Origin of the sequence: Pseudotabrizicola sp. 4114, from assembly GCF_031457365.1 — a bacterium.
In the GTDB taxonomy this organism is placed as follows: domain Bacteria; phylum Pseudomonadota; class Alphaproteobacteria; order Rhodobacterales; family Rhodobacteraceae; genus Pseudotabrizicola.
On the sequence record NZ_JAVDWP010000003.1, the window covers coordinates 190,718 to 212,186 of the forward strand.

The 21,469-nt window shown below is 64.9% G+C and carries 20 protein-coding genes; 13 read left to right on the forward strand and 7 right to left on the reverse strand.

What is annotated here, in order from left to right:
- Positions 1 to 130 precede the first annotated feature (130 nt).
- Positions 131 to 2,464 (forward strand): Tex family protein, encoded by a 2,334-nt coding sequence (locus J2X53_RS08385; protein ID WP_349037039.1) that lies wholly within the window; start codon positions 131 to 133, stop codon positions 2,462 to 2,464.
- Positions 2,465 to 2,572: 108 nt separating this feature from the next.
- Here J2X53_RS08385 and J2X53_RS08390 read toward each other — a convergent pair whose 3' ends face one another.
- Both J2X53_RS08390 and J2X53_RS08395 read right to left on the reverse strand, forming a co-directional pair.
- Positions 2,573 to 3,019: a DUF1178 family protein gene (locus tag J2X53_RS08390; protein ID WP_349037040.1), complete on the reverse strand. Its 447-nt coding sequence runs from the start codon at positions 3,017 to 3,019 to the stop codon at positions 2,573 to 2,575.
- 61 nt (positions 3,020 to 3,080) lie between these two features.
- Positions 3,081 to 3,578 carry an NUDIX hydrolase gene (locus tag J2X53_RS08395; RefSeq protein ID WP_349037041.1) on the reverse strand — a complete coding sequence of 166 codons (498 nt, stop codon included), beginning with the start codon at positions 3,576 to 3,578 and terminating at the stop codon, positions 3,081 to 3,083.
- A gap of 340 nt (positions 3,579 to 3,918) precedes the next feature.
- Between J2X53_RS08395 and J2X53_RS08400 the strand changes: the two genes are divergently transcribed.
- The 9 genes from J2X53_RS08400 to J2X53_RS08440 all read left to right on the forward strand — a co-directional run bounded on the left by J2X53_RS08400 (position 3,919) and on the right by J2X53_RS08440 (position 13,507).
- Positions 3,919 to 4,398 carry a glutathione peroxidase gene (locus J2X53_RS08400; RefSeq protein WP_349037370.1) on the forward strand — a complete coding sequence of 160 codons (480 nt, stop codon included), beginning with the start codon at positions 3,919 to 3,921 and terminating at the stop codon, positions 4,396 to 4,398.
- A gap of 8 nt (positions 4,399 to 4,406) precedes the next feature.
- The gene (locus J2X53_RS08405) at positions 4,407 to 5,525 is read left to right on the forward strand and encodes an acetoin utilization protein AcuC (protein ID WP_349037371.1); all 1,119 of its coding nucleotides are present in this window, start codon (positions 4,407 to 4,409) and stop codon (positions 5,523 to 5,525) included.
- A gap of 61 nt (positions 5,526 to 5,586) precedes the next feature.
- Positions 5,587 to 6,615 carry an N-acetylneuraminate synthase family protein gene (locus J2X53_RS08410; protein ID WP_349037042.1) on the forward strand — a complete coding sequence of 343 codons (1,029 nt, stop codon included), beginning with the start codon at positions 5,587 to 5,589 and terminating at the stop codon, positions 6,613 to 6,615.
- 39 nt (positions 6,616 to 6,654) lie between these two features.
- A complete protein-coding gene (locus tag J2X53_RS08415) occupies positions 6,655 to 7,782 on the forward strand; it encodes a hypothetical protein (RefSeq protein WP_349037043.1) in 1,128 nt (375 codons plus the stop codon).
- Complete coding sequence (locus J2X53_RS08420; RefSeq protein ID WP_349037044.1) at positions 7,782 to 8,591, forward strand: glycosyltransferase family 25 protein; 810 nt, start codon at positions 7,782 to 7,784, stop codon at positions 8,589 to 8,591. Before J2X53_RS08415 ends, J2X53_RS08420 begins: the two co-directional genes overlap by 1 nt.
- A gap of 66 nt (positions 8,592 to 8,657) precedes the next feature.
- Positions 8,658 to 9,791: a rhamnan synthesis F family protein gene (locus tag J2X53_RS08425; protein WP_349037045.1), complete on the forward strand. Its 1,134-nt coding sequence runs from the start codon at positions 8,658 to 8,660 to the stop codon at positions 9,789 to 9,791.
- A complete protein-coding gene (gene neuC / locus J2X53_RS08430) occupies positions 9,788 to 10,915 on the forward strand; it encodes a UDP-N-acetylglucosamine 2-epimerase (RefSeq protein ID WP_349037046.1) in 1,128 nt (375 codons plus the stop codon). Before J2X53_RS08425 ends, neuC begins: the two co-directional genes overlap by 4 nt.
- Entirely contained in the window at positions 10,896 to 12,176 is a 1,281-nt protein-coding gene (locus J2X53_RS08435) for a glycosyltransferase N-terminal domain-containing protein (RefSeq protein ID WP_349037047.1), read from the forward strand. Before neuC ends, J2X53_RS08435 begins: the two co-directional genes overlap by 20 nt.
- A complete protein-coding gene (locus J2X53_RS08440; RefSeq protein WP_349037048.1) occupies positions 12,173 to 13,507 on the forward strand; it encodes a glycosyltransferase N-terminal domain-containing protein in 1,335 nt (444 codons plus the stop codon). Before J2X53_RS08435 ends, J2X53_RS08440 begins: the two co-directional genes overlap by 4 nt.
- On the opposite strand, the gene J2X53_RS08445 is transcribed toward J2X53_RS08440, so the two are convergent.
- The 4 genes from J2X53_RS08445 to J2X53_RS08460 all read right to left on the reverse strand — a co-directional run bounded on the left by J2X53_RS08445 (position 13,494) and on the right by J2X53_RS08460 (position 18,178).
- The gene (locus J2X53_RS08445) at positions 13,494 to 14,219 is read right to left on the reverse strand and encodes an acylneuraminate cytidylyltransferase family protein (RefSeq protein ID WP_349037049.1); all 726 of its coding nucleotides are present in this window, start codon (positions 14,217 to 14,219) and stop codon (positions 13,494 to 13,496) included. The two genes, J2X53_RS08440 and J2X53_RS08445, sit on opposite strands and share 14 nt — an antisense overlap.
- Positions 14,216 to 15,112: a hypothetical protein gene (locus tag J2X53_RS08450; protein ID WP_349037050.1), complete on the reverse strand. Its 897-nt coding sequence runs from the start codon at positions 15,110 to 15,112 to the stop codon at positions 14,216 to 14,218. The genes J2X53_RS08445 and J2X53_RS08450 overlap by 4 nt, the downstream gene beginning before the upstream one ends.
- Positions 15,109 to 16,827, reverse strand: a complete 1,719-nt coding sequence (gene metG / locus J2X53_RS08455) for a methionine--tRNA ligase (protein WP_349037051.1) — start codon at positions 16,825 to 16,827, stop codon at positions 15,109 to 15,111. Before metG ends, J2X53_RS08450 begins: the two co-directional genes overlap by 4 nt.
- Before the next feature lie 130 nt (positions 16,828 to 16,957).
- Complete coding sequence (locus J2X53_RS08460) at positions 16,958 to 18,178, reverse strand: MFS transporter (RefSeq protein ID WP_349037052.1); 1,221 nt, start codon at positions 18,176 to 18,178, stop codon at positions 16,958 to 16,960.
- A 176-nt stretch (positions 18,179 to 18,354) separates the two neighbouring features.
- Here J2X53_RS08460 and J2X53_RS08465 point away from each other — a divergent pair, with 176 nt between their 5' ends.
- From J2X53_RS08465 to J2X53_RS08475, 3 genes are all read left to right on the forward strand, one after another.
- The gene (locus tag J2X53_RS08465; RefSeq protein ID WP_349037053.1) at positions 18,355 to 19,398 is read left to right on the forward strand and encodes an aldo/keto reductase; all 1,044 of its coding nucleotides are present in this window, start codon (positions 18,355 to 18,357) and stop codon (positions 19,396 to 19,398) included.
- A 77-nt stretch (positions 19,399 to 19,475) separates the two neighbouring features.
- Complete coding sequence (locus tag J2X53_RS08470) at positions 19,476 to 19,994, forward strand: hypothetical protein (RefSeq protein ID WP_349037054.1); 519 nt, start codon at positions 19,476 to 19,478, stop codon at positions 19,992 to 19,994.
- Positions 19,982 to 20,503 (forward strand): lipocalin family protein, encoded by a 522-nt coding sequence (locus tag J2X53_RS08475; protein ID WP_349037055.1) that lies wholly within the window; start codon positions 19,982 to 19,984, stop codon positions 20,501 to 20,503. The genes J2X53_RS08470 and J2X53_RS08475 overlap by 13 nt, the downstream gene beginning before the upstream one ends.
- A gap of 6 nt (positions 20,504 to 20,509) precedes the next feature.
- On the opposite strand, the gene J2X53_RS08480 is transcribed toward J2X53_RS08475, so the two are convergent.
- Positions 20,510 to 21,358 carry a helix-turn-helix transcriptional regulator gene (locus J2X53_RS08480; protein ID WP_349037372.1) on the reverse strand — a complete coding sequence of 283 codons (849 nt, stop codon included), beginning with the start codon at positions 21,356 to 21,358 and terminating at the stop codon, positions 20,510 to 20,512.
- Between the last annotated feature and the right edge of the window lie 111 nt (positions 21,359 to 21,469).

Consider the following 21,469-nt stretch of genomic DNA (forward strand, 5'->3'; position numbering starts at 1 on the left):
CCCCTTTTCGGGGGCTTTGGCATGGGTCTGTGCCGCGCGCGGTTTCCCGCGGCTGTCGCGGTCACCACTCTTTCCCTCACCGTAACGCTTGGCTATGGTCGCCCTCCGACCGAGAGGGAACGCCATCACCATGACGCCAGACACCACCCGCCGCATCGCGCAGACCATTGCCACCGAGATCAACGCGCAAACCCCGCAAGTCACCGCCGCCGTGGCGTTGCTGGATGAGGGTGCCACCGTGCCCTTCATCGCGCGCTACCGCAAAGAGGTGACGGGGGGCCTGGACGATTCGCAGTTGCGCCTGCTGGCCGAGCGGCTGGTCTACCTGCGCGAGATGGAACAGCGGCGCACGGCGATCGCGGGCTCGATCACCGAACAGGGCAAGATGACCGATCCGCTGGCGCTGTCGATTGCCAAGGCCACCACCAAGGCCGAGCTGGAAGATATCTACCTCCCCTACAAGCCCAAACGTCGCACCAAGGCGATGATCGCCCGCGAAAACGGGTTGCAGCCGCTGGTCGATGCGATTCTGGCCGACCGCAGCGCCGACCCTGCCATGCTGGCGGCGGGCTATGTGACCGAAGCCGTCGCCGATGTGAAAGCCGCGCTGGAAGGCGCGCGCGACATCATCGCCGAAGGCCTGTCCGAAAACGCCTCCCTGCTGGGCCGCTTGCGCGAGCATATGAAAAAGGTCGCCCGGCTGTCGGCCAAGGGGATCGCCGGCAAAGAGACCGAGGGCGCGAAGTTCTCGGATTACTTCGCCCATAACGAGGCCTGGGCCACCGCCCCCAGCCACCGCGTTCTGGCCATGCTGCGCGGCCGGAACGAGGGCTTTCTGACCATCGACCTCGACATCGACCCCGATGCCCCGCGCGGCCAGAGCCCGGCCGAACAGGCTTGCGGTGCTGCGCTGTCGGCAAGCACGAAAGGCGCTGCCGATGCCTGGCTGCGCGAAGCGGCCAGCTGGGCTTGGCGGATCAAGCTGAAAACCTCGCTCACCCTCGATCTGATGGGCGAGATGCGCGACCGGGCCGAGGCCGAGGCGATCAACGTCTTTGCCCGCAACCTGAAAGACCTGCTGCTGGCAGCCCCTGCGGGCGGCAAGGCCACCATGGGCCTTGATCCGGGCATCCGCACCGGGGTCAAGGTGGCGGTGGTGGATGGCACCGGCAAGGTGGTGGCGACCGATACCGTTTATCCGTTCCAGCCCAAGAACGACCTGCGCGGCGCGCAGGTGGGAATCGCCCAACTGATCGGCAAGCACAAGGTGCAGCTGATCGCCATCGGCAACGGCACCGCCAGCCGCGAAACGGAAAAGATGGTGGCCGATCTGCTGGCCGTGCTGCCCGGGGCCGAAAAGCCGGTCAAGGTCATCGTGTCCGAGGCCGGGGCTTCGGTCTATTCCGCCTCGGAACTGGCGGCGAAGGAATTCCCCGATTTGGACGTCAGCTTGCGCGGCGCGGTCAGCATCGCCCGCCGGTTGCAAGACCCGCTCGCCGAGCTGGTCAAGATCGAGCCCAAATCCATCGGCGTCGGCCAGTATCAGCATGATGTCGACCAGCACCGTCTGGGCCGCTCGCTGGAAGCGGTGGTCGAAGACGCGGTGAACGCCGTCGGCGTCGACCTCAACACCGCCTCCGCGCCCTTGCTGGCCCGGGTCTCTGGCGTGGGGGCAGGTCTGGCCGAGGCGATTGTGGCCCACCGTGACGCCAATGGCCCGTTCAACACCCGGCGCGAACTGTTGAAGGTCGCCCGCCTCGGGCCAAAGGCGTTCGAGCAGGCCGCAGGCTTTTTGCGCATTGCGGGCGGCAAGGAGCCGCTGGACGCGTCATCCGTCCATCCCGAAGCCTATGAGGTGGCCCGCCGCATCACCGCCGCCTGCGGCCGCGACATCCGCAGCCTGATGGGAGATGCCGCCGCGCTGCAAAAGCTCGACCCGCGTCAGTTCATCGACGACCGCTTTGGCCTGCCCACAGTCAAGGACATCCTGTCCGAGCTGGAAAAGCCGGGCCGCGACCCGCGCCCCAGCTTCCGCACCGCGACCTTTACCGAAGGCGTGAACGAGATCCGCGATCTGAAACCGGGCATGATGCTGGAAGGCACCGTCACCAACGTCGCGGCCTTTGGCGCCTTTGTCGATGTCGGTGTGCATCAGGATGGTCTGGTCCATGTCAGCCAGCTTGCAGACCGCTTCGTCAAAGACCCGCATGAGGTGGTGAAAGCCGGCGATGTGGTGCAGGTCCGCGTGGTTGAGGTTGATGCGGCCCGCAAGCGCATCGCGCTGACCATGCGCAAAGACAGCGCCGACGCGCGGGAAAACGCCCGCGAGCGCGCGGCGGACCGCGCCGACAAACCCGCCCCTCGCGGCAAACCGCTGCCGATGCAGGCGGCACCGCAAGGGGCGGCTCAGGGCACCAGCGCCAATCCCTTTGCCGATGCGCTGCGGGGCAAGTTCGGGAAATAAGATGAGTATTTGGACCAAGATGAAATCCGGAGGCTGGTCTTCGGGTTTCATCTTGGAAAAAATACTCCCGCCGGAGGCATCTGACGGCCGGGCAGGGCGGCCCGGCTGTCAGTTCGCCTTGCGCTTGGGCAGGAACGGCAGGGGGGCGACCGGCACGCCGTCTTCGATCAGCTTTTTCGCCTCTTCCGGCCGGGCCTCGCCATAGATGGCGCGTTCGGGGGCGGTGCCGTCATGCATCGCCCGCGCCTCGGTCACGAAGTTCATGCCGACATATTCCGAATTGGCCTCGACCTGCGCGCGCAGCGCGGCGAGGGCCTGTTCCCGGTCATTTTGCGGCTGCGAGAGGGTGCGGGGGGCAGGGGGCTGGGTGGGTGGCAGGGCGGCCGATCGGGCAGGGCGCACGGAAGGGGCCATCAGCAGCTTTTCCACCTGTTCCGAGCCGCAGACCGGGCAGGTGACATGGCCCGCGGCGTGCAAAGTCTCATAGGCCCCGGCAGACTGAAACCAGCTGTCGAATTCATGGGCTTGCGCACATTTCAGGTTGTAGCGGATCATCTGGGCACCAATGCAACGCGGCGGCTTGCCTCTGTCACAGCTAACAATCCCCGGCCCGAATTCAAGCGGGCTTTTCGCTGACAGGAAGGCGCACCAGCCTTTGCCCCTTGAACGACAGCTGCGACAGCAGGCTGCGCAGGTCCGGTTCTGCCACTTTGCGCGCCGCTTTCCTGGCATCAAACCATTTGCGTTGCCGCTGCTTGCGCTCGGGGAACTTGTCGGCAAGCCCGGTCACGCGCAGCGCAAAAACGCTGACAACGCAGGCGATCGGGTCTTTTTGCCCGCGCAACTTGTCATAACTGTAAAATCCGAGCGGGTCCGTGGCATCAGGGCTGCCCTGAACCCCCGCCTCTTCCCAGGCTTCGGTCATCGCAGTCTCGGCGGGTGTCTTGCCAGCCATCGGCCAGCCCTTTGGCACAATCCAGCGTCCGGTGTCGCGGCTGGTGATCAGCAGCACCTGCACCCGGCCACGATGCATCCGCCAGCACAGGGCGGCGTGCTGGCTGGCCCCCCCTTCCGTCGGGGTCAGGGTGAACTGGTCTGCTGCTGCTGGTTTCATGCCGTCGGTATCGTTTCTGCGTCGTGCCTGTAAAAGGGCGGAAAAATCAAAGGGCGGGAAAAGCCGCGCCTGGTTGGTCCGGGTCGGAGTTTGATTTTTCAATATGGGTGACTTTTCCAAAAGATAACACCCCCCCGAGAGACAAAACCGCTGTCCAGACTGACATATACGTGGTTGCGGTTTGATCTTTCCCCGGTCAGCCCTATCTGCGCAAGATACAAGATATGGATCAGCAGGAAGCGGTGTGGGCATGCGTCGTCGGACATTTCTGCGGAAAACTGCGCTGAACGGTATGGCCGTCTGTCTGGCTGCAACCGGGCTGCTGGCGGCGTCGGGGGATATGGTGGCGAAAGCTGCGGCGGGCGGGTTTTCCTTTGCCTCGATCGACGGTGGCCGCATTGAGCTGGACGACTGGCGCGGCCATCCGGTGCTGGTGGTGAACACCGCGTCGCTGTGCGGGTTTGCGGGCCAGTTCGATGATCTGCAAGCGCTGCACGATCGCTATGGCGCGCGCGGGCTGCTGGTGCTGGCGGTGCCGTCAGATGACTTCAGTCAGGAACTGGCCGATGCGCAGGCGGTCAAGGAATACTGCGCGATCCGCTTTGATCTGACCCTCGCCATGACCGACATCACCCATGTCCGGGGGCCGCAGGCGCATCCGTTCTATCAATGGCTGGCGGTCGCGCATGGCTTTGCCCCGGGCTGGAATTTCAACAAAGTGCTGCTCGGCGCGGAGGGTGAGGTGCTGGGCACCTGGGGCGCGTCGGTCAATCCGACCGCCGCTGCCATCACCGGGCAGATCGAGCCGTTGCTGCGCTGACCGGGGACCTGAAATCTGTGCCGCTGTTCATCGGGTCCGAGGTCTATCGCGGTTCGTCCTATGGTCCGGCGCATCCGTTGCGGGTGCCGCGGGTATCGACCGTGATGGATCTGGGCCGCGCCCTTGGCTGGCTGCCCGCCGTGCAATACCGCACCAGTCCGCGGGCCAAGCCTGCCGCGCTGGAACGGTGGCACACGCCGGAGTATGTGGCCGCCTTGCAGCAGGCCGAGGCGGAGGGCACGGTCACCGACGCCATCCGCGCGCGGCATCATCTGGGTACGCTGTCGAATCCGGTGTTTGCGCAGGTGTTTTCGCGCCCCGCCACCGGGGCCGGGGGCGTGATGCTGGCGGCAGAACTGCTGGCCAATGGCACCAGCGCCGTGCATGTGCCGGGCGGCGGCACCCATCACGGGCTGCCCGACCGCGCCAATGGCTTTTGCTACCTCAACGATCCGGTGCTGGCTGTGCTGGCGCTGCGCCGGGCGGGCATGGCCCGTGTGGCCTATATCGACATTGACGCGCATCATTGCGACGGGGTGCAGCATGGGTTTGCCGGTGATCCGCAGACCCTGCTGATCTCGACGCATGAAGAGGGGCGCTGGCCGTTCAGCGGCGCGCTCGACGATGACGGCGGCGGCAATTGCGTCAACCTGCCGCTGCCGCGCGGTTTTAACGATACGGAAATGCGGGCGGTGCTGGACGCGGTGATCCTGCCGCAGGTGCAGGCGCATCGCCCGGATGTGATCGTGCTGCAGGCCGGAGCGGATTCGCTGGACGAAGACCCGCTGTCACGGCTGTCGCTGTCGAACCGCGCCTATATCGGGGTGCTGCAAGCGCTGCTGCCGCTGGCCCCGCGCCTGTTGTTGCTGGGCGGTGGCGGCTACAATCCGTGGAGCGTGGGGCGCTGCTGGACAGCCCTCTGGGCCACGTTGGCGGGCTATGACATCCCTGACGAGCTGCCGGGCGAGGCGCAGGCGATCCTGCGCGCGCTCAGCTGGGGGGGTGGCGGGCGGCCGCCGCCGGCGCCGCATCTGCTGAACACGCTCATCGACCCCGCGCGCGAGGGGCCGCTCAGCCCCGACCTGCGGGCAAGGATCGCCCACCTGACACAGCGGTTGCGGGCATAGGGCTTTCCTTGCGGGCGCGCGGGCGGTAGATCAGGGCAAACAGCTTGCAAGGATCCCGCCCATGAAAATCGGCACCCGTGAGATCGGCCCCACCCATCCGCCTTTGGTGATCGCCGAAATCGGCATCAACCATGGCGGCAGTCTGGAGGTGGCCAAAGAGATGGTCCGTCTGGCCGCCGGTGCGGGCTGCGAGATGATCAAGCATCAGACCCATATCCTTGAAGACGAGATGACGGATGAGGCCAAGTCGATCTTTCCGCCCAACGCCGATGTGTCGATCTGGCATGTGATGGAACGCTGCGCCCTGTCGCTGGCGGATGAGGCCGAGCTGAAGCGCTATACCGAAGAGCTGGGGATGATCTGGATCTCGACCCCGTTCTCGCGCGCGGCGGCCGATTTTCTGGAAACCCTCGACGTGCCCGCCTACAAGATCGGCAGCGGCGAGGCCGACAACCTGCCGCTGATCCGCCACATCGCGCGCAAGGGCAAGCCGGTGATTATGTCCACCGGCATGCAGACGATTGAAACCCTGCGCGCCAGCGTCGCCATACTGGATGCGGCGGGGGTGGACTATGCGCTGCTGGAATGCACCAACCTGTATCCGTCGCCGGCTGAAATCGTCAGCCTGCGCGGCGTGACAGATTTGAAGAATGCGTTTCCCAACGCGGTGGTGGGCTTTTCCGACCATTCCATCGGGCCGGAAATGGCGCTTGCATCGGTGGCGCTGGGGGCGTGCATTCTGGAACGGCACTACACCGATACCCGCTACCGCAAGGGCCCCGACATCATCAACTCGATGGACCCGGCGGAACTGCGGCTGCTGGTCGACCGCTCACGCGAGATCTGGATCGCCGCCAACAACCCCAAACAACGCTCCGCCCCGGAAGAAGATGTCTACCGCTTTGCCCGCGCCAGCGTGGTGGCCGACCGTGACTTGGCCGAGGGGCATGTGATCGAAGAATCCGACATCTGGGCCCGCCGCCCGGGCTCGGGCGAGATTGCTGGCTATGACTTCGACAAGGTGGTGGGCAAAACCCTGACCCGCGCGGTGACACGCAATACGCAGTTGAAATGGGGTGATCTGGCGTGACGGCTGGCGCAGGCCCGTTTGACCTCAACAGGACTTGGCATGATTGACACCGTGATCACCCACGTTCCGGGTATGGTGATCCCCGAAAGCCTTGGGCTTCGCAGGGAGGCGCCGCCGCGTGTCGAGGCCCCGACCGATGCCTTTTGGGAGCGCTACGATTCCACCACCCTGTTTTACATTGCCATGCACGACGCTGCGACATACCGGCTGCAGGTGTTTGCGCCGCCTTTGCTGAACTTCACGCCTGTTGTCCGTCGCGCACAGTTTTTTCTTGAGGATCAAAAGCTTGCGCCACCCCGCATCATTCACGGCGATAAGTTTGACCGTCTTGTCTTTGACAAAGCGCCGATGGGCGCGACGCTGAGAATGGCCATGACTGGCGTCGAAGGCGTGATGCCGGTTCTTGCCTGCGAACCGGCCCGTTTCGCAGGTCGCCGCGTGATTTATACCATGTCAAAGAACAATGATCTGGCCTGGATCAGGGACTGGATGGTCTGGTATCAGCGTAAGCACAAGGCGGACGCGGTTTTTTTCGTGGATAATGACAGCACCATCTACAGCGCAGACGCGCTTGCCGAAACGCTTGGCGCGGTGGAGGGTTACACGTCAGTCGCGTTGGCGCAGATCCCGTTTCGCTATGGGCCTGACTTTGCAACTGCCAGACGGGCAAGCTATGCCCAGTTCCTGCAAACAGCGTTCATGAACGCTTTCTGGATGCTGTCGATGCGCTATGCCCGGGCCATGCTGAATGTGGATGTTGATGAGTTGATTGTTTCTGCCAAAGATGAGGCGATCTTTGACGCGGTTGAGACCGCCCGACATGGCATTGTCATGGCCACAGGACACTGGCGCTATCCACCGCCCGCAAAATCCCCCGTGCGCCACCGTGATCATACGCTGGCTTTGCCGGATGATCCCCCATGCTCTCCCAAATACTGCCTGCGGGCAAATAGCCTTGCCGCGCGGCAACAGCTCAAGGTGCATGGTGTCAAAAACTTCAAACGCATGCCATTCGTCAGCCGCAAGGACTTTACCTTCCTGCACTGCCGGAATGTTTCAAGTTCGAGAAGAGATGAGCGCCCGCAGGCTGAATATGCAGCCATGATCGAGGATTCAGCGGCAAAGACGATGTTGGCTCAGGTATTTTCTGAAACGGATACCCAATGATGCAGCCGCCGCTTTCTCTCAACCTGACCCGCGCCGATCTTGGCATCTGGCTGATCAACCTGCCGCGCTCGACCGAGCGTCGCGCGCGGATGCAGGCGCAGTTGCAGGCGTTGGGGCTGGACTACACGCTCTATGAGGCGGTGGACGGCCGGGCAGGGTGGGATCGGCTGGCCCCGACCGTCGATCTGCCCGCGTTTCGCCGCAATGTCGGGCGCGAGGTGCTGCCGGGGGAAATCGGCTGTTATCATTCGCATCTCGCGGTCTGGCAGGCGCTGATCTCGTCGCCGCACAAGGTCGCGCTGGTGCTGGAAGATGACGTGGTGTTTCACGATGATTTCCTGCCGGCGCTCGATGTGGCACTCGCCCATGCTGACCGCTGGGATATGCTCAAGCTCAACAAGATCCGGGCGAAATTTCCGGTCGGGCAGGGGCAGGCGGGCGGCTACCAGCTGAACGCCTTTGTCGGCAGCTTTACCGGCATGGGGGCCTATCTGGTCACCTGCGACTGTGCCGGACGGCTCTTGCCCGACATGCTGCCGGTCCGCCGCCCGATTGATCACGCGCTCGACCGGATCGACCTGACCGGCTTTCGCCACTTCGCGCTGCAGCCGTTTCCCAGCCATGTCGATGACGGCAACGCCAGCACCATCACCGGCCACGGCTTTGCCGAGGTCAGCAAGTTCCCCTGGTATCGCAGGCTCGGGGTCTACCGGAACCGCCTTGGCGCGCTGATCGGCAAAGGCAGCCATCTGCTGCTGGGCCGCATGACAAAACGTCTGCCATCCGTCGGCAGGCAATCGGACAGGTAACGACGTGCACAGCTTTCAATTTGTTCAGAGGGCCGCATGATACCGGCATGGAAAATCCGCCGCGAGATGCTGCGGTTCTGGCGTCAGATCACCGGCTTGCCCGGCCAGATCGCCGCTGTCCCCTCAAAGCTGATCCAGCGGCGACAGCGGGCGACCTATGACCGTGACTTTGACCAGCTGGTGCAGATCACCACGGGTGATCTGGCCATGGGCAGCAAAGTTGCCATCTTTCTGCTGTATCAGCCAAAATCCGTGCCCGGATCGGTGTTCCTCACCCTCGATTACCTGATCAGCCACGGATACGCCCCGGTGATCGTGCTGAATGGCGGTGTTCCGGCGCAGGATGTCCCAGCACTGCGCCAGCACGCCTCGCTGCTCGTGCAACGCCCCAACTTCGGCTACGACTTTGGCGGCTATCGCGACGGGCTAAAGGTTCTGCGCGCGCGTGGCGGCGATCCCGAGCGTCTGATCGTCATGAATGACAGCGTGTGGCTGCCCATCAACGGCGATCCCATCCGCCAGCTGGAACAGCATCTGGACAGCAACGATCTGGATGCCGCCGGGCTCAATCAGGATGAAAAGGTCCGGTATCAACCTGACGGGAGCGTCCGGTTTGAACTGCGCCAGATTGAATCCTATTTCTACCTGTTTTCTGCCGGGTTCTGGAATTCAGAGATTTTCAAAACCTTCTGGGACCAGTACCGCATGTCCAGCGACAAGAAATACACCATCAAACATGGGGAAATCGGCTTTTCGAAATACATGATGGACCGGGGCCGCCGCTTTTCCGGCCTCCTGCGCCGTTCGGTCTTTCTCGACCGGATCGCAAGCTGCGCGCCTGATTTTCTGCACAAGACCCTGACCTACGCCGCCTATGCCGATGCCAAGTATGCACGCGAACGCGACGACCTGCTTGCCAGCTACGACGGCAGCGAGGCCTGGCGTGACATGGCCCTGAGCCACATTCGTGCCAATGCCCTCCGCCGCCCGTTCAACACCAGTTTTTGTTTTGCCGCCGATCAGTTGTTCGGCACAACCTATCTGAAAAAGAACTCGCAGACCTATTTTCACGACATGCGGGCGCAATACCTGCGCGCGGTCGAAGATGGCGGCGTTCCACCGCCAGCCCCGGAAATTCTTCTGGAAATCAAGGCGCTGGTGGCCAATCATGACCCCAAAACGGCAGAGCGCACCCTATGACCCGCCACATCCTCTTCCTCACCGGCACCCGCGCCGATTTCGGCAAGCTGGAACCGCTCGCCGCCGCTGCGCGTGATGCCGGGCACCGGGTCACGTTTTTCGTCACCGGCATGCATATGATGGAACGCTATGGCCTGACCAAGCTCGAGGTGCAGCGCATGCCCGGCGTGCGGGTGCATGAATTTCTCAACCAGCGCCCCGGCGACGGGCAGGATATCGTGCTTGCCAAGACCGTCATCGGCTTTTCCGACTATATCACCGAGCATCAGCCCGATCTGATCGTCATCCACGGCGACCGGATCGAGGCGCTGGCGGGCGCTCTGGTCGCCGCCACCAATTACATCGCCTCTGCCCATATCGAGGGCGGCGAGGTTTCGGGCACGATTGACGAGGTGTTCCGCCACTGCAACACCAAGCTGGCCACGCATCACTTTGTCTCCTCCGACACCGCCAAGCGCCGGGTGATGGCGCTGGGCGAGCCGGAAGAGGCGATCCATGTCATCGGCTCGCCCGAGCTGGACTTTCACGCCGCGCCGTCAGGGGTCACGCTAGATGAGGTGCGGGCGCGCTATGACATCCCGTTTGACGACTATGGCATCGCGGTGTTCCACCCGGTCACCAGCGAGCAGGCGACCATGGCCGCGCAGGCACAGGCGCTGTTCGGCGCGCTGGAGGCGTCGGGGCGCAACTTCGTGGTGATCGCGCCGAACAATGATCCGGGGTCGGACCAGATCTTTGCCGTGCTGCATGGCCTGCCAAAAGACCGCTTCCGCCTGATCCCCTCGATGCGCTTTGCGCATTTTTCGGAACTGATGAAACACGCGGCCTGCATGGTCGGCAATTCCAGCGCCGGGGTGCGCGAAGCGCCGTTCCTTGGCATCCCGTCGCTCGATGTCGGCACCCGCCAGACCAACCGCGCCATGGCGGCCTCGGTCGCCTTTGCCGCGGCGGGCGACAGTTCTGCAGTGGCGCAGTTCCTGACCGACCGTTGGGGCCAGCGCCACGCCCCTGACACCGGCTTTGGAACGGGCAGGGCAGCCGACCGCTTTGCCCAGACCCTTGCCCGCCCTGAATTCTGGGCGCAAGGGCTGCAAAAAGCCTTTCGTGATCAAGACAATGGCTGATCCCGCGCCAAAGGGCCTTGCCCTGCGCGCCTATCTGGCCGCCAGCCCGCTGATCGCGGCGCTCGGCCCGCTGATCCTGCGCCGCCGCCTCGCGCGCGGCAAGGAAGATCCCGCGCGGGTGGCGGAAAAGCGTGGCTTTGCCTCGGCCCCAAGGCCCGAGGGGCGGCTGATCTGGCTGCATGCCGTGGGGCTGGGCGAGGTGCTGGCGCTGCGCGGGCTGATCGCCGCCCTGTCGCGGCTTGACCCGGCGCTGAGCTTCCTCATCACCTCCTCCGCCCGGTCTTCGGCGCAGGTGATCGGGGCCAATCTGCCGCAACGCACCCAGCACCAGTATCTGCCGCTTGATGCGCCCGCCTACCTGAGCCGCTTTCTCGACCACTGGCGCCCCGACCTCTCGGTCTGGGCCGAGCAAGAGCTGTGGCCCGGCGCAGTCGTCGCCGCTCATGCGCGCGGCATTCCGCTGGCGCTGGTCAACGCCCGGATGACCGATGCTGGCTTTGCCCGCCGCGCAAAGGCGCGGGGGCTTTATGGCGATCTCTTGGCCCGCTTTACCCTGATCGCGGCGCAGGACAACCGCAGCGCCGATCACCTGCGCGCGCTTGGCGCGCCGCAGGTGCGCGTTACCGGCTCACTGAAATCCGCAGCGCCGCCGCTGGCCGCTGACCCCGCCGCACTTGCGCAGGCACAGGCGGCGTTGCAGGGCCGTCGCGTCTGGGTCGCGGGCTCCACCCATCCCGGCGACGAGGCGCAGGCGATGGCGGCGCAGACCGCGCTGTGGCAGGCCGATCCGCGCTGGCTCCTGATCCTTGCGCCCCGCGATGCGGGCCGGGCGGGGACCCTGGCCGCTCAACTGACCGATGCTTCCCTGCCCTTCGCCCGACGCAGCCTTGGCCGGGTGCCCTCGACCGGCGATGCGGTCTGGCTCGCGGATACCTATGGCGAGATGGGGCTGTGGTATCGTCTGGCCGAAGCCGCGCTGATCGGTGGCGGCTTTGATGCGACGGGCGGCCATAACCCGTGGGAGGCAGCGCATTTCAGCGCCGCCATCCTGCATGGCCCTGACATTTCCAATTTCGTGAATGACTACAAGGCGCTGCACGACGAAGCTGCAGCGGTTTCCGTGCCTTTCGGCAAGCTGGCCGAGGTGTTGCAAGACCCCGATCTGCCCGACATCGCCCTGCGCGCGAGCCAAATCGTGCAGCGCGCCGCCAACGGGCTTGACCCGCTGGCCGCCGATCTTGCGGCCCTGGTGCGGCGATGATCCGGGCCTTTCTGCTGCTGTGGTCGGCGGTCTGGACCTTTGGTCTGCCGCTGATCCTGTTCTACCTGTGGCGCCGTGGCCGCAAGGATCCCGCCTATACTGCGCATCTGGCCGAGCGCTTTGGTCGCCACGCGCCGCAGAATTTTCGCAGAAAATTCGGGCCCGGTCCGGTCTGGGTGCATGCGGTCTCGCTGGGCGAGCTCCGCTCTGCCGTGCCGCTGATCCGCGCGCTGCTCGACCGGGGCGACACGGTGGTCACCACCCATTTCACGCCCGCAGGGCGGGCCGAGGCGGAGCGGGTATTTGCCGCCGACATCGCCGCCGACCGCCTGCGCGCCGTCTGGGTGCCGCTGGAAACCGCATGGGCTTACCGCGGCTTTTTCCGTGCGTTCCGGCCCGCTTACGGGCTGGTGATGGAGATCGAGATCTGGCCGCGCATGGTCGCGGCCGCGCGCGCCGCACGCGTGCCGCTCTTCATGTGCAACGCGCAATACCCCAGCCGGGCGATCACCCGCGACAGCAAGGGCCTGCGCCTGCGGCAAGCGGTGATGCGGGGCTTTGCCGGGGCCTTGGTCAAATCCGACCTGCAACGCCAGCGGTTTGCGGTCGTTGGCGTGCAGAACATCGCCGTGACCGGCGAGTTGCGCTTTGACCAGCCGGTGCCGCCCGCGCTGGTCGCCGCAGGGCAGGCGGCGCGGGTCTGGATCGGGGCACAGGACCGGCGTGTGATCACAATCGCAAGTGCGATCGAGGGTGAGGATGCGACCTATATCCACGCGATCCATGCTTTGCGCGCTGACCATGCCGCAAAAGCCATTCCGATGCCGCTGATCGTCTATGTTCCACGCCGTCCGGAGCGCTTTAAAGAGGTAGCGCAAACGCTTGCAGACCAAGGATTTTCCCTCCTGCGCCGCTCAAGCCTGCCTGCCACTTTTGACCCCGACACCTGGGGCGCGTCGCCTGACATCCCCGACATCTTTTTCGGTGACACTCTGGGCGAGATGTACGGCTATCTGGCCATGGCCGATCAGGTCATCGTCGGCGGTGGCTTCAACCCCAAAGGCGCGCATAACATTTCCGAGGCACTGGTGCTGGGCAAGCCTGTGATCACAGGCCCGCACACCCATACCATCGAATACCCCTTTGCCGAGGCCGAGGCCGCAGGCGTGGCGCGCTCGGTTCCCGATGCCGCCGCCCTTGCCGCCGATCTGCTGGCCAACCGCCAGCCCGACCCGGCCCATATTGCCGCCTTTGTCGCCGCCCATTCCGACGCCACGCGCAAGACCCTTGCTGCGATCCCGCAGCTTCTGGCCGCTGTCAGACTTTCCTGACGCCCGCGGTCAGCTGCTCGGTCAACAGGAACTCCACCAGCCGGAAATCGTAAGGCGTATCAATGTCATGGCAGCGCTCTGACGGCAGCACGAACGGCACCACGCGCCCCTCATAGATGGTCTTTGCCTGCCGCAGATAGGCCGGGGCCACCACATAGACCACGCCGACATGCTCATAAACCACCGGCGCATCCTGCCGCGCCCAGACCCCGCCGGGCAGCGGTTTGGAGACATGCAAAGCCCCGGTGGCATCGGGTTCGACCAGATTGAAATAGGGATTCTTGCGCGCCTCACAGACGCTCATCACCATATCGGGCATCACCATATCCGGGGCCTCTGCCTCGAACCTGTCCAACGCGCCGTCAATGTCTTCTGGAATGCGCAGGGGCGAGGTGCAGTCCAGATCCAGAAACGCCGAGACCGGTCCGCACAGCGGCTCGGAGGCGGCCAGCGCATACTGCCACACCCCCCATTTCGGCGCGGTATCGGTGGCCAGTTCGGCCGGGCGCAGCCCGATGTCCAGCGCGCCGCGTGCCACGGCATGGGCATGGATCGCCGGATCATCGGTCGACACCACCACCGCGCCAACGCGAGCGTTGGCGAACAGCTGGTCCAGTGACCAGTCGATCAGCGGCTTGCCGCAGAGTGTGCGAAAGTTCTTGCCGGGCACGCCCTTTGAGCCTTTGCGCGCGCCAATATGACCTAAAATCAAGGTGTTCTCCCGCTTTGCTGAAGTGCCGTGTAATAGGCGGTCAACCGCGCCTTGACCGGCCCCAATGCTGCCTCTGACCAGATCAGCCGCCGCCCCTTACGGTCCACGATCTCGGCCCCGTCGGGCAGCGCCAGCAGCGCCTCGCCCTTGACCTCCACCCCCGGCAGGGTCAGCGCGATCAGCCCGGCCCAACGCCTGCGCACCCATGGCATGCGCGCGCGCAGGTGGATCAGCCAGCGGTACGGCAGCATGAATTCGGCGGGCAGTTTCACCGCCATATCGTGCGGTATGGAACGGAGCGCGTGCTGATGCGACCAGCTGATGAATTTGTCATCTGCCACCATCGCGGGCGTTCCGTTTGCGCCCACTTTTGCGAACATCTCCCGGAAATGCGACGCAATATCTGTGCATTCGCCCGGGTGATAAATCACAATGGAAGAGTTGCCGCGCAGGTATTTTTTCCCGCGTGAAACCTTATGGATCAGGCGCGGCACTGCTCCAAAAGGAAGGAGTGTATTGTGGAACATGACGACCGATTTCCGACGGGTCTGCAGCGCCAGAAACCGGGTCATGTCGCCGAACACCACGGTATCAATGTCGATGTAAACCGCAGGCAGATCGTCCGGCACCACGCCCGCCTCGAACATGCACAGTTTGGCCTGACAGCCGGGACCGCGCATGTCGGCGGCCATGAAGAAATCAGGGATCAGCCGCTGCACCACGCCACTCCGCAAGCCCTCGCGCAGGTGATCGGTGATCAGCACCACGCGCGGGGCATGGCTGGCCTGACGGCAGACAGTGTCAATCAGGTGATTGACCTCTGCCACCGGGTATTTCGTGCCCCAGAGCACCAGCACAAGCTGCCAGACAGGGCTGTCTGGCGCTTGTGTCACGTGCGGACCCCGGCAAAGCGCGCCTGCCAGTCGGTGCGTTCTTCATCGGTGATCTTGCGGAACAGGTTTTCCGGCACGGTGAACGGCTGCCCCGGTTCGAGGCTTCGCATCGCGGCGGGCAGGTCATCGGGCCATGTCCAGTCGTCCGAGCCCATGGCGGCCATCATGGTGGCGCTCGCATCGGGGATGAACGGCTGCGACAGGATCGCATAGACCCGGATCAGGTTCAGCGAAAGCCGGATCATCGCCTGCGCCTGCTCCGGGTCGGTCTTCACCACGGTCCACGGCGCTGCGGCTTGCAGGTATTCATTGCCGATCACCCAGATCGCCCGCAGCTCGGCGGCGGCCTTTCGCACCTCCATCGCCTGCATCAGCGACTCGTACTCGCGGATCCGCGTGCCCAGATCGGCGATCAGCGCGGTTTCCATCGGGCCAAACTGGCCGCCCGCCGGAACCGTGGTGCCGAATTTTGCGGTGGCAAATTTCGTCACCCGGCTGACCAGATTGCCCAGAACATCGGCCAGATCCTTGTTCACCGAGCCTTGGAAATTCTCCCACGTGAACTCGGCATCCGACGATTCCGGCGCGTGGGACAGAAGCCACCAGCGCCAGTAGTCGGCGGGCAGGATCGACAGCGCCTGATCCATGAACACCCCGCGCCCGCGCGAGGTGCTGAACTGGCCGCCATCGTAATTCAGGTAGTTGAACGATTTCAGATAATCGACCAGCTTCCACGGCTCGCCCGAGCCCAGAATGGTGGCGGGGAAGCTAAGGGTATGGAACGGCACGTTATCCTTGCCCATGAACTGGTAATAGGTCACGTCATCAGCGCCCATATCGGTGCGCCACCAGCGCTGCCAGGCGGCATCATCAAGGCCTTGCGCATCGGCCCATTCGGCAGTCGCCGCGATGTATTCGATGGGGGCGTCGAACCAGACGTAGAACACCTTGCCTTCCATCCCCGGCCAGGGCTGATCGCCGCGCTTGACCGGAATGCCCCAGTGCAGATCGCGGGTGATGCCCCGGTCCTGCAAACCATCCCCATCGTTGAGCCATTTCTTGGCAATCGAGGTGGTCAGCAATGGCCAGTCGGTCTTTGACCCGATCCACGCCTCCAGCTTGTCGCGCAAAGAGCGTTGCATCAGATACAGATGCTTGGTCTCGCGCAGCTCCAGATTGGTAGAGCCGGAGATGGTGGAGCGCGGGTTGATCAGGTCGGTCGGGTCCAGCTGCTTGGTGCAGTTGTCGCACTGATCGCCGCGCGCGGATTCGTAGCCGCAGTTCGGGCAGGTGCCCTCGACATAGCGGTCGGGCAGAAAGCGGCCGTCATCGACCGAATAGATCATCTTTTCCGTGACTTCGCGGATCAGCCCGTTATCAGCCAGCTGGCCCGCGAAATGCTGGGTCAGCACATGGTTGCGCGGGCTGGACGAGCGGCCAAAGTGGTCAAACGACAGCCGGAAACCGCGCGCGATGTCGGCCTGCACCTGATGCATCTCGGCGCAATACTCGGCCACCGGCTGCCCGGCCTTGGCCGCCGCCAGCTCGGCGGGGGTGCCGTGTTCATCGGTGGCGCAGATGAACATCACCTCATGACCGCGGGCGCGCATGTAGCGGGCAAACAGATCGGCGGGCAGCTGGCTGCCCACAAGATTGCCCAGATGCTTGATCCCGTTGATATAGGGAATGGCCGAGGTGATGAGAATCCGTGCCATGATGCGCCTTTGTCTGATGGTGCCGACCGTTTAGCGCAAGCAGGAGCGCCTTGCCAGAGGATGCACGGGGGGCTGCGGTCGCAAATTGAGTATTTGGAAAGCAGCAATCCCTGCAAGGGCCGCGCCCCTGTCAGCGGTCGCGGCGGCCGCGCAGCAGTTTGCCGATCAGGAACGAGGTGCGCGGCTCGTAGGTATAGGGGGTGCGGCTGTCGGGGGCAGGGCGGGTGCGCATCCGGGCGAGGCCGAACAGGATCAGCCCGATGTGGGACAGAGCAATCATCACGAACATCGCCGAGGGGCCATAGCCGTCGATCAGCAGCGCCGCGATCAGCGGGCTGGCGATGGCGCCGACGGCGTAGAGGAACATCAGCGCGGCAGACAGCTCCACCCGCTCCATCTGGGTGGCATAGTCATGGGCATGGGCGGTCGAGACCGAATAGACCGGCAGGGTGACAAAGCCGAAGAACCCGGCGGCGAGGAAAACCCCCAGCGTGCCGCTGCCCGCCGCCAGCACGGTGGCCGCACAGGCGGCGGCTCCGGCGACCGACAGGCCGATCAGCACCGCGCGGCGGTCATAGCGGTCGGCCAGCCAGCCGACGGGGTATTGCGCAAAGGCCCCGCCCAGCACATACGCCGCCAGAAACAGCGCGATCTGATCGGCGCGCAAGCCCACTTCGGTGCCGTAAAGCGGCCCCACCATGCGGAACGCGGCCCCGGTGATGCCCGACACCACCACGCCCATAGAGGCCAAGGGTGACAGCCGCCACGCCAGACCGGGCCGCAGGCGCGGTGCATCGGGCATCTCGGGCGCTTCGGCCCGGCTGAGGGTCAGCGGAAAGATCGCCACGCAGCACAGCAGGGCGAGGATGTTGTAGGACAGATAGCTCGCCGGCTCCAGCACGCCGATCATCAGCTGCGCGCCCAGAGAGCCCGCGATGTCGACGATCCGGTACAGGCCCATGGCGCGCCCCCGCGTCTGATTGGTGACCTTGGCTTGCAACCACGCCTCGATGATCGTGTAGCAGCCCGCCACCGCCAGCCCCGAGGTCAGCCGCATCAGCGCCCAGGCATAGGGATCGACCACCATCATATGGCCCAGAATCCCCAGCGTGCCCGCTGCCGTAAAGGCGGCAAAGGCGCGCGAATGCCCGACCTCGCCCATCAGGCGCGGCGCCCACCAGCAGCCGATGAAAAAGCCGAAGAAATGCGCCGAGCCCAGAAACCCGATCTGCGCGGTGCTGAACCCCAGCACCACACCGGAAATGGCATCCAATGGGGCCACACCGCCAAGGCCCAGCTGCAACAGCACGACCGACAGGAACAGGGCAGCAAAGGAAATCATCAGGCGCATCGCTGCACAGAAGACGCTTTGCGCGAGGCTGTAAAGGGGCTATCTCAGGCGGTTTTTCCGCCTTGCCTGCGCGGCGTGCGGCGCAAATCCCCGTGCGCGGCGACGCTTGGCCTTGCCATGCCCGGCGAGGCGGTTAGGGTGCGGGCAAAGACACGACGTATCGAAAAGGGCAGCTGATGGAACGGGTTCAACTGGGGCGCAGCGGAATAGAAGTGTCGAAACTGTGTCTGGGCACGATGACCTGGGGCAGCCAGAACACTGAAGGCGAAGGCCATGCCCAGGCCGATCTGGCGCTCGACCATGGCGTGACTTTCTGGGACACCGCCGAGATGTATCCGACCAATCCGGTGCGGGCCGAAACCGTGGGCGGCACCGAGACCATCATCGGCAGCTGGCTGGCGCAGCGCGGCGGGCGCTCGCGGTTGCAGATTGCGACCAAGATCTCGGGCGCGGGGCAGGCGATGGTGCGGGGCGGCGCGCCGATCACCGGAGCCTCGCTGCGCGTGGCGGTCGAAGACTCCTTGCGCCGGTTGCAGACCGATTACATCGACCTCTATCAGCTGCACTGGCCGAACCGGGGCAGCTATCATTTCCGTCAGGCCTGGCGCTATGCGCCGCGCGTCACCGACCGGGCCGAGGTCGAGGCGGATATGCTCGACGTGCTGCGTGCCGCCGCCGAGCTGATGGCCGAGGGCAAGATCCGCGCCATCGGCCTGTCGAATGAAAGCACCTGGGGCGCGGCGCTGTGGCTGCATCTGGCGCAGATCCATGACCTGCCGCGCATGGTCTCGGTGCAGAACGAGTACTCGCTTTTGTGCCGCCAGTTTGACACCGACTGGTGCGAGCTGAGCATGGTCGAGGATATGCCGCTTCTGGCGTTTTCGCCGCTGGCGGCGGGCCTTTTGAGCGGCAAATACGCGGGCGATGTGGTGCCGGTGGGCTCGCGGCGCAGTGCGACCCCCGATCTGGGCGGGCGGATCACGCCGCAGGTGTTTCCCGCCGTTGCGGCTTATCTGGGCATCGCCGCGACCCATGGCCTTGACCCGTGCCAGATGGCCATCGCCTTTTGTCTGTCGCGCCCGTTCCCTTGCATCCCGATTATCGGGGCCACCTCGGTCGAGCAGCTGACCACCAACATCGGCGCGGCGGAGGTCACTTTATCCGAGGCGGTGCTGGCCGATATCGCCATCGCGCACCGCCTGCACCCGATGCCCTATTGAGCCTGCGCGCGAAGGGCTTGCGCGTATGCGGCGAATGGGGCCATCTGTGCGCCTGACCTTGAGCCGATAGGGACCCTATGCGCCTGCGACTGATCCTGCCGCTTGTCCTGCTCCCGCTGCTGGCGGGCTGTCAGGTCTTGCCGGGGGCAAAGCCGGCCCCGCCTGCCGCACAGGACAGCCCGATCACGGGGGGCGAGATTGCGGTGACCTCGCTGGATGGCGCGGCAGCGCCTGCGCCAGTCGCTGCGGCCCCCGCCGATGACATGGCGCTTGTGCCGCTGTTGCCGGTGCCCGACACCATGCCGCAGTCTGACGCGCCCCCGGCAGAGGCGGAGCCTGTCGCCCCGGCCGTGTTCAAGACGGCGGCCCATCTGGCCTGCGAAAAGCGGGGCGGGCGGTGGAGTGTGGCGGGCGGCGGCACAGCGGCGTTTTGCCAGACCCCGACCAAGGACGCGGGCAAATCTTGCCGCAGATCCACCGATTGCACCGGCTATTGCCTGAACACATCAAACACCTGCGCGCCGGTGACGCCGATGCTGGGCTGTCATGACATCCTGAATGAACAAGGAAGGATGCTGACCCAATGCATCAACTGACCCGCGTGCGCCGTCTGGCCGCTTTCGCCCTGATCCTGACGCTGACCGCCTGCGCGCCGCCAAAAGCGCCGCCCGCTGCGGTGCCCTACCGGGCATCAAGCGCGCCGATCTGGTCGAATGCGCAGCTGGATCAGGCCCGGCTGGTGGGCAGCTGGCAACAGACCGCCAGTTTTGCTCCGCCCGGTGCGGCTTGCGCCCCCGGCGGGGCCGAGATTGGCGGGCGGGCGGGCGCGCTGACCCTGACCGCGCGGCTGTGCCTGTCGGGGCAAGAGGTGCGGCTCTCGGGGCCGATGCCATCGACCGGGCCGGGGCGGTTCCGGGTGGGGGATCAGGACTGGTGGGTGATCTGGGTCGATACCGATTACCGCACGCTCGCCATCGGCACCCCCTCGGGCGATTTCGGGTTCATCCTGAACCGGGGCGGCAGCCTGCCGCCCGACCGGCTGACCGCCGCGCGCGAGATTTTCGACTTCAACGGCTATGATACCAGCTTCCTGCGCCCGTTTTAAAGTGGACTAAACCACCCGCGCCCGCAGGTCGCGCAGATGCGCCGGAAATTCGCGGGCGGTCACGGCGGCCTCGCGCACCAGCCAGTCGAAATGCCGGGTAAAGCTTTCGACCCGCGCGGTATCGCGGAACGCCAGATAATGCCGCCCCAGATACAGCACCGCCAGCAGCGGCCCGAACACGGTGATCGGCGCGGAAAACACCCGGCGCGCGTCAAACAGATAGACCCGCAGCGCCGGATACAGCGCCTCGGTCAGCTCTATCATGCGGTCGATCTGCTCCAGCCTGAGCGCGACCGGCAGGCCCGTATAATAGCCGCTGCCTTGCGCAAAGGCCAAAAGCTCATGCCGGGGCAAGGCGATTTCATAATCCGACCGCGCGCCGCGCATCCAGGCCAGCCGGTCCTCGAACGCGCCGATCGCCTGCGCCGAGCTGCGCCCCAGTTGCGGCGCATATTCCCAATCCACCATCGCACGGGTCTTGAGCATGTCGGGCAGGGTCGCGGGCACATGGCGGATCTTGTAGCCCGCCGCCTCCTGGTGCCAGCCAAAGATCGCCTCGTCGATCAGCGCGCGCGGGGCCTGGGTTTCGGTCAGTTGCATCGCCAGCAGATCCGCCACCGGCTCGGGCCGCCCCGACAGGCCCAGAAGCCAGTCGGCTGAAACCCCCAGCGCCTGCGCGCAATCGGCGGCCAGCTGCGCATTGGGCAGCCGCTTGTCCGACACCAGGAGCTGGCTGATGGTCGAGCGGTCCACCCCGGTCGCCCGCGCCAGTGCCGCCTGCGAGGTGCCACGCTCCGCCATCGCCTCGGCCAGACGGGTGCGGAACAGGGCGGCACGGATGCGTTTGTCGATCATATCCAGCTTTTGGTAATTAAACACAACAAAGGTGACATTCTGTTGCGCATCCTTGGCGTTCTCGGCTGCAAAGGCAAGTGCTACCCACAAAGAAGGTACAAAAACAGGTTT